Here is a 12,663-nt window from a genome sequence, read left to right on the forward strand (position 1 = left end):
TTTGTTTCTATAATTTATTAAAGGTAAAGCCATTTCCTTCTTCCTCAAAATCAAGTTCTATATTTATTAAATACATCAAATGGCGTTTGTCTATGATTACTTTCAAATCGTCTATTTCATACAGTTCGTCGTGTTCACCCATTTTGTCAAAGCCAATTAAATAAGTGGCACTACAAGCCCCTCCACGCAAACCAACTCTTAGAAAATAATCCGCTGGAATACCTTTAATGCCCAAAGCTTTGAGTACTTCTTGCTTGGCGGTTTCAGTAATACTGATGGGAATAATACTTGTTGGATTCATTTTTTCGTTTTTTCAACTGAGTAGCAGATAATCACTGTAAAATACAGGTAGATTTGTCTTTCCTGACTCAATTTTTATAAGCCCATTTTTTGATTCCTTCCTCAAAGGGCTTTTTCTGTGGGCAAAATTACTTATTTTTGAAGGATTATCGTGAATAATAAACCCCAACATCATGGAATTAGTTGCTGATTTAATAAAGGTTTTACTCCCTGCTGGATTAGTTTTATGGGCTATGTACCTAACAATCAGTTCGTTTTTGAAAAAAGAAATTTCTCAAAAAGAATTAGACATCAAGGCTGAAAGTATCAAAACACTCCTTCCAATTCGTTTGCAGGCTTATGAACGTATGGCTTTGTTCTTGGAAAGAATCTCTCCAAATAACTTATTAATTCGCCTTTCTGGAAGAGTAGCCACAGTGGCAGAGTTTCAACAACTAATGTTGATTGAAATTAGAGAAGAGTTCTCGCATAATCTTTCACAGCAAGTGTATATGAGCGACGAAGCTTGGCTTACTATTAAAAATGCCATGAACGAAACCGTTACTTTGATAAATTTATCAGCCAAAGATTTAGCTCCTGAAGCCAATGCCTTAGCATTATCTAAACAAATTTTAGAAGTAGTGCTTTCTAAAAATGTAATTCCTTCCGACGATGCCCTAAAATTTATCAAGCAAGAAATGCGTGATAATTTTATGTAGTCTTTACTAAAGTACTTTTCGTAAGCATCAATAGGCTTGTTTAGGTTAATAAATTCTTCTAAAAAAGGTTTACTCTAGCTTTGTCAACTTATTTTGAAGGTTGGCAAAGCTGTAATTTCACTACTAATATTCGCCATGTAGTAGGTGCTTCAATTCTCGTTTCTATTACTCATATTCTCGTAGTGGGTGCTTATATTCTTCTTTCCATTACTCATATTCTCGGAGTAGGTGCTTATATTCTTCTTTCCATTACTCATATTCTCGGAGTAGGTGCTTATATTCTTCTTTCTATCGCTCATATTCTCGTAGTAGGTGCTTATATTCTTCTTTCCATCGCTTATATTCTCGTAGTAGGTGCTTATATTCTCGTTTCCATCGCTCATATTCTCGTAGTGGGTGCTTCAATTCTCCTTTCTATCGCTCATATTCTTGTGGATGGTGCTTAATTTCTTGGTTGTACTGCTTGAATACTTCCCTCAAAAAAACGATATTTGTTTAAGTTTATTCAAATTGTAAAAGTCGAATAATCTGTTAAGTATTCATCTCAAACCATTTAATTATGACCTTTTTAACTCCAGAAGACAGCTTATTTTTATGGATAGTATTTGCTATTCTCTTTGTTTTGTTGCCAACACTTGCTCTTTATCATCTTTTCCAATCAGGTTTTAAAACTAAGAATAGCAGACTTTTTTGGGTTTTTGTTATTTTTCTAATGCCTGTTGTGGGGGCAATGCTGTACTTTCTCAGCGTTTTATCCATTAAAAATAGAAGTAATAAATCTTTTCCTTTATAGAATTTCAATCTAAATCTTCATGGCAAAAAATAAGACTACCGAAAACGAAAATAGTGTTGCAGACTATTTAGCAAAAATTACGGATGAAAAAAGGCGTAATGATTGCACCCATATCATTGATTTATTCACAGAATATTCGGGATTTGAGGCTAAAATGTGGGGAACAGGAATAGTAGGATTTGGCAAGTACAGCTATCAATATGCCAGCGGACATTCTGGCGAAGCACCTTTGGTAGCCTTGGCTTCACGAGCAAATGCTATTACTTTATATCTTGGTACTTCTTTCGAGCAAAGAGAGGAACTATTGGCTAAGTTTGGTAAATACAAAACTGGCAAAGGTTGTATCTACATTCAAAAATTAGAAGATATATCGGTGGATATTTTAAAAGAAATAATAAAAAAGTCAGTCGAGCATAAAGTTTCAGCTATTTGATACGATGATGAAAAGTATTTATGTTTTGAGCGGACTTGGAGCTGATGAAAGGGTTTTTCAAAAACTGGATTTCTCTGGTTTTGATGTTACTTATATTCAATGGATTACTCCTTATGCCAACGAGCGTATTGAAAATTATGCACAACGTTTGACAGCACAAATAAAAACCCATAAGCCAATTTTAATTGGACTTTCGTTTGGGGGAATGATGGCAACGGAAGTAGCGAAACTGATTGAGGTAGAACAAACTATTTTAATTGCTTCAGCTAAAAATCGACTCGAAATCCCATTTTATTTTCGTTTAGTAGGTACTCTTAAACTTCATCGGCTGATACCCATACAAGTATTTAAAAGCCATAATATTTTCACTAATTGGCTTTTTGGCATAAATAGACAGGAAGATGAAGAATTATTGAAAAGAATCATCTTAGATACAGATAAAACTTTTTTGGCATGGGCGATTGATAAAATTGTGACTTGGAAAAGTTTACTGGTACATTCAAACTTAAAAAATATTCACGGTACTGCCGATAAAATTCTCCCTTTTTGTTTTGTGAAAAGTGATGTTGTAGTAAAAAATGGAGGACATTTAATGACCTTGAACAAAGCAGAGGAAGTGACAAAAGCTATTAGGTTTTTGATAAAATAATATAATTGTAAAATGACTGACGAAGAGCTACAAAACATAATTAACAGCTTTGATGAAACTACATTGAAAGAACAAGCTATTTGGGGTATTTTTCAGTATGGAGGAGGCTCTGACGAGAGTTTTATAAAGGCAAATAAAGAAGGTTTAACATTATTTGCTTTAGAATTATTGAAAGCTTCACTTGAGAGTAAGAAAATTAAAGAAAACCCTAATGAAAAATTTATACATATTGACTGTGACGAAAACTGGAATCTCAAGGATGCTGAAACCTATTTACAATACATTGAAATAATAGATGAAAAACAACATTCAAATACTTTTATCGAGGCTAATTATTCAATGTTCGACAATGTGATGATGTATCTACTTATGATAATTGGATTTATCTTACTTGTAGCTCTTTGGATGGGATTTGAAACTATATTCAAAATGTTGTTTTAGGTATAGGTTCAAAAACTTGGTTTAGATTCGTCAACTTTTAAAAAAATTGACGAATCTATTAAAGCTAACTACTATTTCTTGCTTACTTTCTCATCTTTTTCAAAATCCAAAGCTAAGGAGTTTAAGCAGTAACGCAAACCTGTTGGGCGTGGGCCATCGTCGAAAACATGACCTAAATGAGCTCCGCAACGGCTACACATAATTTCTATTCTTTCCATTCCGAAACTGTGGTCGGCTACTTCCAAAATAGCATCTTTATGAATGGCTTGGTAGAATGAAGGCCAACCTGTACCCGATTCAAATTTTGTCTGTGAATCAAAAAGAGGAAGTTTACAGCAAACGCATTTATAAATGCCTTTTTCGTGGTTTTTCCAGTAAGCACCCGAACAAGCCAATTCAGTGCTTTTTCTGCGAGTTACTTTAAATTGTTCTGGCGTTAAGATTTTCATCCATTCTGCATCGGTTTTTACGACCGTAAATTTATGATGCGTTACTCCCGATTCTTCTTGTGCCGTACAATTACTCAACATGGCAAAGCAAGTGATTAATGTTATTAAGATAGTTTTCATTTCTTTGTTGTTTAAATTAATTCATTATAACTACGTAAAATTGCCAAGAAATGGTTTATCCAATTGTCAGGAGAAAGACCCTTTTTTAGATATGAGATATGAATTATGAATTAGTAAAGTAAAACTAATTTGATGTAGAGGTAATCCCTTGCGGTTGCAACACTCAAAATGGCAACCGCAAGGCATTGCCACTACATCAAATATTTGTTTAAGAAATATTTTGAACAAAATTTAAATACTTCGTAAATACTTAATTATTCATCTTAAAACATAACTTCAAATACCTCTTAGGTGTTTTGCTATAAGCTCATAAAATAAAACATCTCTTATATTTAGTAAAAGGGATTTCTGAAATGGTAGAAAACACCTTCTTTTTTACAGAATATTTTTAAAAAACATTTTATAAATCCGAATTCCGATAGCTAAAAGCCGAAAGCAAACTACTATTTCATAATTCATAATTCAAAACTCATAATTTCACTTACCTATTAACGATAAATCTTCTGCGATGGTACTCTGGCAAGAATGATTAATCCAACAATAAAAAAGACAGTCAATACCAAAACACTCATTCGCATACTGCCTGTTAATTGATTTACCAAACCAAACATAAACGTACCTATAACGGTAGAAATACGGTCGCAAACATCATAAAAACTAAAGTACGAAGCCGTATCAGGCGTGTTTTCGGGAATTAATTTGGCATAAGTAGAGCGAGAAAGCGATTGAATGCCACCCATCACAAAACCAATGGCAGTGGCTAATCCATAAAACTGATTGCGAGAAGTAACCAAGTAAGCCGCCAAGCAAATCAGAATCCAGATAATTACGGTAATGCCTAAAGCTTTGGTATTGCCAATACTCTCAGAGATTTTGGCAAAAAGATACGCACCAACAATGGCAACCAATTGAATCAGAAGAATGGTAATGATAAGGGCATCAGAAGGTAATTTAAGTTCTTCGCTACCAAATAAAGCTCCGAGGTACATCACAGTCTGAGCTCCCATATTGTAAAAAAAGAAGGAAAGTAAAAAACGTTTGGTAATACTTAACTCCTCTAATTCATGGAATACTTTCTTGAGTTCTTTAAAACCATTAAATAACCAATTGCCTTCTTGTTTTTGCGGACTGTGATTGTTGGGCAAGTAATGAAAAGCGTATTGGGCAAATACTATCCACCAAATCCCAACGGTTAAAAAGGCAATTCTTGAAGCTTCACCACCTGTAATACCACCATACCATTGTGGCATTAAAACCATCGTGAGGTTTTGAACCAAGAGTATTACACTGCCGATATATCCCATCGTAAAACCTCTTGCTGAAAGACTGTCGTATCGGTCTTCGGTAGCGATTTCGGGTAAATAAGAATTATAAAAAACGATACTGCCACCCCAACCAACAATGGAAAATAGAAAAGCGAATGTACCCAGATAGTAGCGTCCTTCTTCAAAGAAATACATCAACATACAGCTAATAGCACCTAAATAGCAGTACATTTTCATAAATATTTTTTTCTTTCCTGTATAATCTGAAATTGCGGAAACTAATGGAACTGAAAAAGCGATTAATAAGAAAGCGATAGAAACAGTGTAAGAGTATAGAACGGTATTTTCAATCTGGAAACCCAAAAAATCAAGCGTTCTGCTTTTGGAAGGAAGCATAATGGCTGCAATGGGAAAATAAATCGGGAAAATGGCTGAAGTAATAGTGAGTGAGTGAACTGAATTTGCCCAGTCGTACATCGTCCAGGCGGTGAGTATTTTTGGATTATTTTTCATTGAGTTGGTTAAAATGTATAATTAGGGCTAATGTGTGATTGATAAGAATTGAACAAATATAATTAAAAGCCTTGTTTCAACAAGGAATAAATAGTAAACACTCTGATTACTATTTATTAAAAGATTTAATAAGAATATAAATTTGTTAGGCAATACTTTCTACTCAGAATATGTATTCTCAATAAAGCTAATTTAAGAGTGCCTTAATCATTTTTCAGTTAATCATTAAATTTTATGAAAAGACATGAATTCCTTAAATCAATTGGTTTCAGAGGTGCTGCATTAATGGCGGTACTTACTGCTTGTACAAAAGCCGAAGATTCAGTATTGCCTGCCTTAACCATTTCGCCAAGTACAGATTCAGGAACAAGTACAACTACCGACTCAACCAGTACGGGAACTGGTTCGAGTTCTGGAACAGGAACAAGCTCTGGTACAGATTTAAGTACGATTACAAACCGTTTGTTGACTATTGATTTGTCTTCAAGTTCTGCCGCAAATCTCAAAACAGTTGGCGGTTACATAACACAAAGTGGTATTGTGGTGGCTCAAGCTTCGGCTGGTGTGTATGTTGCCGCTACACAGACTTGTTCGCACGAACCTAAAAAGAGAGTTATTTTCAATGTAAATGAATACTATTGTACCGACCACGGAGCAAGGTTTACGCTAACGGGTGTTGGAAAAAACAGTTTCGGAAGTAAAGGTCTAACAGTTTACAAAACCGCTACCGACGGTAAAACTTTAGTGATTTATAGTTAAGTAATGCTGCAATTGGCTGTAAGCTCTAAGCATTAGGCAAAATATTTGCATTTTCAAGTGATTGATAATTAAAAAATATGGTGCTAATCGCCAATCAATTTCTCTAATCACCATTCAAGAATACTTAAATTCAAATCTTATGAAATCTTTAATTATTTCTTTGTTTCTGATATTTTCTGCTTCAAGTGCTGAGTGGACTTTGGATTTTGACAAAGCAAAAGCCGACGCTACGCAAGGCAACAAGTATATTTTACTTAATTTCTCAGGCTCAGATTGGTGTATTCCTTGTATCAAATTGAAAAAAGATATTTTTGAATCAGAAGTATTCAAAAACTATGCGGCTGATAATTTGATATTGCTTCGTGCTGATTTTCCAAGATTGAAAAAAAATCAATTGGATGCTAAACAGACGGCTCATAACGAATCTTTAGCCGATAAGTATAATGCAGAAGGGAAATTTCCACTAACTGTTTTGGTAGATGCAAAAGGTAAAAAAATTAAGGAATGGGATGGTTATCCGAGTTCACTTACGCCCGAAAGTTTTGTTCAAGAAATTCAATCACTAAGTCATGCTCGTTAGTAGTGCCGATGGACTGATTCATAAAAAGCAATTACGCTTGATGGGTAATGCTTTTGAAATCAGTGTAGTAGATGAAAGAGCAGATTGGGCAGCAGAAAGAATTGATGAAGCCATAGCTGAAATCAGAAGAATTGAAGCGTTGTTGACTACCTTTTCGGATGACAGTCAAACCAATCAGATTAACCAGCAAGCGGGCATTCAGCCTGTGAAAGTGGACAAAGAAGTATTTGATTTGATAAAGCGTTCGCTCAAAATTTCAGAGCTTACTCAAGGAGCTTTTGATATTACTTATGGCTCAATTGATAAAAGTCTTTGGAATTTCGACCTTTCGATGAAAGCCTTGCCAGATGCCGAAACTGCTCGTAAATCTGTTCGATTGATTAACTACAAAAATGTATTGTTAGATGAATCAGAAAGTACTGTTTTCCTAAAAGAAAAAGGTATGCGAATTGGCTTTGGAGGAATTGGCAAAGGATATGCCGCCGAAAAAGCCAAAATGTTAATGATAAGTAAGGGGGTAAAGAGTGGGATTGTGAATGCCTCAGGTGATTTAAGCACTTGGGGTTCACAGCCCAACGGAAATGCTTGGACGGTTGGAATTGCCGACCCAAATGCCCAACATAATATTTTTTCGTCCTTGAAAATCAGTAATATAGCCGTTGCCACTTCTGGAAATTACGAAAAGTTTGTTGTAATCAACGGAAAAAAGTACTCGCATACCATCGACCCAAAAACTGGATTACCTGTTTCGGGTATCAAAAGTGTTACAATTCTGAGTCCAAATGCTGAATTAGCCGATGCCATGGCAACGCCGATAATGGTCATGGGCGTAAAAGTAGGACTCAACCTCATCAACCAAATGCAAGGAATTGCTTGTATTATCGTAGATGACGCAAATAAAATTCACACGTCAAAAAATATTAATATCAACTAATATGAAAAGTAAAAAGCAGTGCTTCGTGGCGATATTACTGGTAGCAGTCGGATTTTCGAGCCAATCATGCGTTCCAGTGAAAGAGTATCAAAAAAGTAGAATCAATGATGCTGAAATGGAATTAGCTTCAAGAAAATCAGAAAAATTTGAACAAAGTTTTTACATGTACCGTGAAGGTGCATCAGGGGCTAACGGCGGAAAAAGTGGTGGAGGTTGTGGGTGTAATTAATTTTTCTTGGGACTTGAGGACTTTATGACTAAAGGACTTTAGGATTTTTGGACTGAAGGATTTTGGATTTTATGACTGAAGGATTCAAGACTTAAAGACTGACTTTAATAATACTAAGTGTGTAAGTCATTTCAAATCCTTTAATCTTAAAGTCCAGACTCCTAAAGTCCTAAGTCTTTTAGTCTTCAAGTCCATCATCTTCAAAACCACTAAATTGCGATTCAATGAAAAGAATAATATTATCAGTTGCCGTGTTAATGTCGGCAATGGTTCATCATACTTTTGGACAAAATACAAGTTCAGATGAAACCTCCACTTACGAAAAACGTAAATTAAAACTTGAAGAAGTAAATTTTGTATCAAGTTACTACGGTCAAGATGGAAACAACTCAGCCGTAACAGGAGGTATTGGTACAGAAAAATTAACCGATATTGCCAATTCAATTGATTTGAAATTGACAAAATATGATTGGAAAAATCGTCAGCATACATTCAATATCGACTTAAACGTAGATTTTTATACTTCTGCTTCTTCGGATAATATCGACCCACTTACTGTTTCGTCGGCTTCCAGAAAAGATACGCACTTTTACCCAACGATTAGTTGGAGTATGAAAAATGATGCCAACAGAACCACCAAAGGTTTAAGTGTTTCGTATTCAACTGAATATGATTATAAATCTTATGGCGTAAATTTAAGTTTTGCCAAAGCATCAAGAGATAATAACCGAGAATTTAGTATCAAAGGCGGAGCATTTTTTGATACTTGGTCGGTTATTTTACCACCCGAACTCCGCCCGAATAATTACGGCTCTGGAGCTCATGGCGACCGTGACCCCATAGAATATCGTCCGAGAAATTCCTATAATGTGGCATTTTCGCTTTCTCAGGTAATCAATAAGCGTTTACAAGTATTATTTACAGTAGAACCAGCTTATCAAGAAGGTTTGCTGAGTACTCCTTTTCATAGGGTATATTTTACTGACGGAACTGAAAAAGTAGAACACTTGCCCGGAACACGTTTAAAATTGCCCGTTGGTATGCGTTGGAGTTATTTCTTGGGCGACAGAACTATCATCAGAGCATTCTATCGTTATTATGTGGATGACTGGGGAATGAAAGCCAATACCATTAATTTAGAAAGCTCAATAAAACTGAGTCCTTATGTTTCGGTAAGTCCTTTCTATCGTTTCAATCAGCAAACGGCAGTGAAGTATTTCAATCCGTATAAAGAAAATAATCTTGCCAGTACTTATTATACCAGCGATTACGATATTTCTGGTTTCAACAGTACTTTTATTGGTTCTGGATTGCGTTTTGTACCAGCCAATGGCGTTTTGGGCATCAAAGAATGGAATAGCCTTGAATTACGATATGGACATTATACTCGTACCACTGGAATGGTTTCAAATATAGTAACGATGATGGTGAAGTTTAAGTAAAATTAGCTTTGAGCTATGAGCTTTTAGCTTTGAGCTCATCTTTTTTCTTAGATACAGATTATTAGAATTTTGAAGTACTATTAATCACCAATTACCGCTCAGAAAAGCGTAGAAGAAATTATTTAATTTCTTCTACGCTTTTCTGTTTTAAAACCATTGGAAGGCATTTCGATAAAATATTAAGCTTTGTAAGGATAAACATCAAGCTAAGTTCTATTAATTTTACTCACTGAGAAATCCTTTTTTCAATATTTTATAAACAAAAACAAATTATGTCACTTCAAAATAAAACTATTTTAGTAACTGGTGCAAGCAAAGGTATTGGTAGAGCTTTGGCTTTATTGTTGGCCGAAAAAGGCGTTAATTTAAGCCTTGTTGCTCGTAGTGAAAACGAACTTTTGGCAGTTAAAACAGAAGTTGAAAGCAAAGGAGCAAAAGCAGAAATCTTTGTAGGCTCGGTGGGTGATGAGCATTTCGTAAAAGAAACCATTGCTTCAACCATTGCAACATTTGGAAAAATTGACGCTTTGGTCAATAATGCAGGCTTTGGGGTTTTCAAACAAGCGGCAGACATCAGTACAGCCGAGTGGGATGCTATTTATGAAACCAATGTAAAAGGAACATTTTTGTTTTGTCGTGAAGCCATTCCACACATGAAAGCCGCTGGCGAAGGACATATTATCAATATTGCCTCGGACGTTGCCAAGCGTGTTTTTGATGGCGGTTCTTTGTACTGCTCTTCAAAATATGCCCAAGATGCCTTCTCAATGGCTTTGCGTAAAGAAGTTCGTAAAGACGGTATCAAAGTATCAGTAGTGTATTCTGGAGTGGTAGATACTTATTTTCATTCACGTGAAGAAGGCGACCCATATCAAGCTAAATATTTGACTTCTCAGAATATGGCTGATACCATTACTTATATTTTGGAAGCTCCCAAACACGTAGTAATTGACGAATTGATGATTCATCCGATGAGTCAAGAATATTAATGTGAATTATGATGTATGAGATATGATGTAAGATTTATGATATGTGATTTGTTAATCAATAGATATTTGGTATTGATTGTGTCCTTACTATCTCATAATTCATACATCATATCTCATACATCTAATCCTCATCTGTGAATTAAACAAGTCTTTTACACAATTCTATAATGCTTTCGAGGAGAATAAAGGCAAATTTTGACATCGAAATAAAACGATATAAATATCAATCAGATGAAAAAAATATTGCTCTTAACCTTCTTAAGCTTTGTTGGAATGACAAGCTTGAATGCTCAAAGTCAAAAAGCTTATTTGAAAAAGAATATTGCCAAAATAGAAAAACACGAAGCAATTCTAAAAAAACAAAAGCAAGACAGCAAGCAACAATTGAAAACCTTGATAAGTAAAGAAGCAAGTGAACAAGCAAAACAGCAATTTGCCGTTGATTTTGGCAATTATCCTGTTTCGTTATGGGAACGTACCAATCAATATGATGAAGCTACTTTTGTGAAAGATGGACGTGAATACACGGCATATTACAACTTTAGTACAAAATTAATGGGAACAACAACCGCAAAGAATTTTTATGACCTACCCGAAAAAGCACAGTATGTCATCAAAGATACTTACAAAAGCTATACAGTTGGAGACATTATTGAGTACGACCATAATGAAGCCGTGACAAGTAACATGATGTTTTTTAATCAGGAAGTAGATGAGTCCGATAATTATTTTGTTGAACTCAAAAGAGGTGTAAGAACCATAGTCGTGATAGTAAACAATCAGGGTGAAGTTTCATTTTTTACCAGACTGAAATAAGAAATTGAACACATAGTAGAAATCTCTCAAAGGTTCAACCATTGGGAGATTTTTATTTGTGTAAATAGATTATAATTTGAACAGCTAATCATCTTTCACTACTTAACTTTGAGAACTGATTAAATTTACAAGTAAACAAATGCCATTATTATGACCACTACCAATGTTCCAATCATTAAAAAACTGCTCTTAATTTTTCTGATTATTGCCGGACTAATCTTTGCGAAAGACTTTCTGATGCCCATTTTTATTGGTGGTATTTTAGCTACGCTTTTTATTCCTTTATCTAATTTTTTAGAGAAAAAACAAATCAATAAAGGGCTTGCGGCTTTTATTTGTTTGTTAAGTTTATTGATGATTTTTGGAAGTATTATATTTTTGGTCAGTTGGAAAATTTCAGAATTAATCAACGACGCCGAACTTCTCAAAGAAAAAGCCATTGATTTTGGTACGCATTTACAAGAATATATTTTTAATCATTTAGGCATTTCCCTCGAAAAACAGTCACAAATTCTACAATCCGAACAGCCTTCTATTAGCAGTATTATGCAATTTACGCTTTCGTCTTTATCGTATTTAATTACCAATGTGATTCTGGTGCTGGCATACTTTTTTTTCCTTTTGTATTATCGGGGGCATTTCAAAGCATTTTTTTTGAAACTAACGGCAACACAACAAAGAGGAGAGATGAGTCAAATCCTGAGCAAAGCCACCAATGTTTCTCAGCAGTATTTATTAGGAATGTCTAAAATGATAGTCTGTTTATGGCTGATGTACGGTGTCGGCTTTAGCATTTTGGGCGTAAAAAATGCTTTGTTTTTTGCAGTACTTTGCGGTTTGTTAGAAATAGTACCCTTTGTCGGGAATATCACAGGTACGAGTCTAACGGTATTAGTCACGGGTTTACACGGTGCTTCATTATCACTTTTAGGCGGAATAGTACTTACTTATGCCATTGTTCAGTTTATACAAGGCTGGATTTTAGAACCTTTGATTTTAGGGCCACAAGTAAAAATCAATCCATTATTTACCATTATTGCTTTGGTACTTGGCGAATTACTTTGGGGAATTTCTGGAATCATTCTTGCCATTCCGATAACGGCAATACTCAAAATCGTTTGTGACCATATTGAATCTTTGAAACCCTATGGTTTTTTGATTGGCGAATTAGAAAGTGAAAAAACAGAAAGTGCTTTACTGAAAAAGTTGAAAGCAAGGTTTTTTTCTTGATTTTGACAATAACTCAGTTTTGA

Annotated in this window: 17 protein-coding genes; 14 read left to right on the forward strand and 3 right to left on the reverse strand. The window is 34.8% G+C overall.

What is annotated here, in order from left to right; all coding sequences use genetic code 11:
• Nucleotides 1-7: 7 nt before the first annotated feature.
• Nucleotides 8-301 (reverse strand): HesB/IscA family protein, encoded by a 294-nt coding sequence (locus VB248_RS02380; protein WP_323295130.1) that lies wholly within the window; start codon nucleotides 299-301, stop codon nucleotides 8-10.
• A gap of 172 nt (nucleotides 302-473) precedes the next feature.
• Between VB248_RS02380 and VB248_RS02385 the strand changes: the two genes are divergently transcribed.
• From VB248_RS02385 to VB248_RS02410, 6 genes are all read left to right on the forward strand, one after another.
• Nucleotides 474-998 (forward strand): DUF7935 family protein, encoded by a 525-nt coding sequence (locus VB248_RS02385; protein WP_323295131.1) that lies wholly within the window; start codon nucleotides 474-476, stop codon nucleotides 996-998.
• A gap of 80 nt (nucleotides 999-1,078) precedes the next feature.
• On the forward strand, nucleotides 1,079-1,444 hold the full coding sequence (locus tag VB248_RS02390) for a hypothetical protein (RefSeq protein WP_323295132.1): 366 nt from the start codon (nucleotides 1,079-1,081) through the stop codon (nucleotides 1,442-1,444).
• Nucleotides 1,445-1,557: 113 nt separating this feature from the next.
• Entirely contained in the window at nucleotides 1,558-1,791 is a 234-nt protein-coding gene (locus tag VB248_RS02395) for a PLDc N-terminal domain-containing protein (RefSeq protein WP_323295133.1), read from the forward strand.
• Nucleotides 1,792-1,810: 19 nt separating this feature from the next.
• Nucleotides 1,811-2,224: a DUF1801 domain-containing protein gene (locus VB248_RS02400; protein WP_323295134.1), complete on the forward strand. Its 414-nt coding sequence runs from the start codon at nucleotides 1,811-1,813 to the stop codon at nucleotides 2,222-2,224.
• Nucleotides 2,225-2,228: 4 nt separating this feature from the next.
• Nucleotides 2,229-2,873, forward strand: coding sequence for an alpha/beta hydrolase (locus VB248_RS02405; RefSeq protein ID WP_323295135.1), 645 nt, complete (start codon nucleotides 2,229-2,231; stop codon nucleotides 2,871-2,873).
• Nucleotides 2,874-2,885: 12 nt separating this feature from the next.
• Nucleotides 2,886-3,314, forward strand: a complete 429-nt coding sequence (locus VB248_RS02410; RefSeq protein ID WP_323295136.1) for a hypothetical protein — start codon at nucleotides 2,886-2,888, stop codon at nucleotides 3,312-3,314.
• Between the two features lie 71 nt (nucleotides 3,315-3,385).
• Here the strand turns inward: VB248_RS02410 and msrB are convergent, their stop codons facing one another.
• Together msrB and VB248_RS02420 are read right to left on the reverse strand one after the other, a co-directional pair.
• Complete coding sequence (gene msrB, locus VB248_RS02415) at nucleotides 3,386-3,883, reverse strand: peptide-methionine (R)-S-oxide reductase MsrB (RefSeq protein WP_323295137.1); 498 nt, start codon at nucleotides 3,881-3,883, stop codon at nucleotides 3,386-3,388.
• Nucleotides 3,884-4,371: 488 nt separating this feature from the next.
• Nucleotides 4,372-5,661, reverse strand: coding sequence for an MFS transporter (locus VB248_RS02420; RefSeq protein ID WP_323295138.1), 1,290 nt, complete (start codon nucleotides 5,659-5,661; stop codon nucleotides 4,372-4,374).
• 234 nt (nucleotides 5,662-5,895) lie between these two features.
• Between VB248_RS02420 and VB248_RS02425 the strand changes: the two genes are divergently transcribed.
• The 8 genes from VB248_RS02425 to VB248_RS02460 all read left to right on the forward strand — a co-directional run bounded on the left by VB248_RS02425 (nucleotide 5,896) and on the right by VB248_RS02460 (nucleotide 12,640).
• Nucleotides 5,896-6,420: a (2Fe-2S)-binding protein gene (locus VB248_RS02425; RefSeq protein ID WP_323295139.1), complete on the forward strand. Its 525-nt coding sequence runs from the start codon at nucleotides 5,896-5,898 to the stop codon at nucleotides 6,418-6,420.
• 139 nt (nucleotides 6,421-6,559) lie between these two features.
• On the forward strand, nucleotides 6,560-7,000 hold the full coding sequence (locus VB248_RS02430) for a thioredoxin family protein (protein ID WP_323295140.1): 441 nt from the start codon (nucleotides 6,560-6,562) through the stop codon (nucleotides 6,998-7,000).
• Nucleotides 6,990-7,934, forward strand: coding sequence for an FAD:protein FMN transferase (locus tag VB248_RS02435; RefSeq protein WP_323295141.1), 945 nt, complete (start codon nucleotides 6,990-6,992; stop codon nucleotides 7,932-7,934). The genes VB248_RS02430 and VB248_RS02435 overlap by 11 nt, the downstream gene beginning before the upstream one ends.
• A gap of 1 nt (nucleotide 7,935) precedes the next feature.
• Nucleotides 7,936-8,163 (forward strand): DUF4266 domain-containing protein, encoded by a 228-nt coding sequence (locus VB248_RS02440; protein WP_323295142.1) that lies wholly within the window; start codon nucleotides 7,936-7,938, stop codon nucleotides 8,161-8,163.
• Nucleotides 8,164-8,387: 224 nt separating this feature from the next.
• Entirely contained in the window at nucleotides 8,388-9,605 is a 1,218-nt protein-coding gene (locus VB248_RS02445; RefSeq protein ID WP_323295143.1) for a DUF3570 domain-containing protein, read from the forward strand.
• Between the two features lie 272 nt (nucleotides 9,606-9,877).
• On the forward strand, nucleotides 9,878-10,594 hold the full coding sequence (locus VB248_RS02450; RefSeq protein WP_323295144.1) for an SDR family oxidoreductase: 717 nt from the start codon (nucleotides 9,878-9,880) through the stop codon (nucleotides 10,592-10,594).
• A 231-nt stretch (nucleotides 10,595-10,825) separates the two neighbouring features.
• Nucleotides 10,826-11,410 (forward strand): hypothetical protein, encoded by a 585-nt coding sequence (locus VB248_RS02455; protein WP_323295145.1) that lies wholly within the window; start codon nucleotides 10,826-10,828, stop codon nucleotides 11,408-11,410.
• Nucleotides 11,411-11,560: 150 nt separating this feature from the next.
• Nucleotides 11,561-12,640 carry an AI-2E family transporter gene (locus VB248_RS02460; protein WP_323295146.1) on the forward strand — a complete coding sequence of 360 codons (1,080 nt, stop codon included), beginning with the start codon at nucleotides 11,561-11,563 and terminating at the stop codon, nucleotides 12,638-12,640.
• Nucleotides 12,641-12,663: the final 23 nt, after the last annotated feature.

This window comes from Arcicella rigui (assembly GCF_034929435.1).
Classification (GTDB): Bacteria; Bacteroidota; Bacteroidia; order Cytophagales; family Spirosomataceae; genus Arcicella; species Arcicella rigui.

Bases quoted from the DNA above. Each gene is read 5' to 3' on its own strand.
- VB248_RS02400 (WP_323295134.1), top strand. From the start codon at position 1,811: ATGGCAAAAAATAAGACTACCGAAAACGAAAATAGTGTTGCAGACTAT.
- VB248_RS02435 (WP_323295141.1), top strand. From the start codon at position 6,990: ATGCTCGTTAGTAGTGCCGATGGACTGATTCATAAAAAGCAATTACGC.
- VB248_RS02450 (WP_323295144.1), top strand. From the start codon at position 9,878: ATGTCACTTCAAAATAAAACTATTTTAGTAACTGGTGCAAGCAAAGGT.
- VB248_RS02460 (WP_323295146.1), top strand. From the start codon at position 11,561: ATGACCACTACCAATGTTCCAATCATTAAAAAACTGCTCTTAATTTTT.
- msrB (WP_323295137.1), bottom strand. From the start codon at position 3,883: ATGAAAACTATCTTAATAACATTAATCACTTGCTTTGCCATGTTGAGT.
- VB248_RS02395 (WP_323295133.1), top strand. From the start codon at position 1,558: ATGACCTTTTTAACTCCAGAAGACAGCTTATTTTTATGGATAGTATTT.
- VB248_RS02410 (WP_323295136.1), top strand. From the start codon at position 2,886: ATGACTGACGAAGAGCTACAAAACATAATTAACAGCTTTGATGAAACT.
- VB248_RS02455 (WP_323295145.1), top strand. From the start codon at position 10,826: ATGAAAAAAATATTGCTCTTAACCTTCTTAAGCTTTGTTGGAATGACA.
- VB248_RS02380 (WP_323295130.1), bottom strand. From the start codon at position 301: ATGAATCCAACAAGTATTATTCCCATCAGTATTACTGAAACCGCCAAG.
- VB248_RS02440 (WP_323295142.1), top strand. From the start codon at position 7,936: ATGAAAAGTAAAAAGCAGTGCTTCGTGGCGATATTACTGGTAGCAGTC.
- VB248_RS02425 (WP_323295139.1), top strand. From the start codon at position 5,896: ATGAAAAGACATGAATTCCTTAAATCAATTGGTTTCAGAGGTGCTGCA.
- VB248_RS02385 (WP_323295131.1), top strand. From the start codon at position 474: ATGGAATTAGTTGCTGATTTAATAAAGGTTTTACTCCCTGCTGGATTA.
- VB248_RS02405 (WP_323295135.1), top strand. From the start codon at position 2,229: ATGATGAAAAGTATTTATGTTTTGAGCGGACTTGGAGCTGATGAAAGG.
- VB248_RS02420 (WP_323295138.1), bottom strand. From the start codon at position 5,661: ATGAAAAATAATCCAAAAATACTCACCGCCTGGACGATGTACGACTGG.
- VB248_RS02430 (WP_323295140.1), top strand. From the start codon at position 6,560: ATGAAATCTTTAATTATTTCTTTGTTTCTGATATTTTCTGCTTCAAGT.
- VB248_RS02445 (WP_323295143.1), top strand. From the start codon at position 8,388: ATGAAAAGAATAATATTATCAGTTGCCGTGTTAATGTCGGCAATGGTT.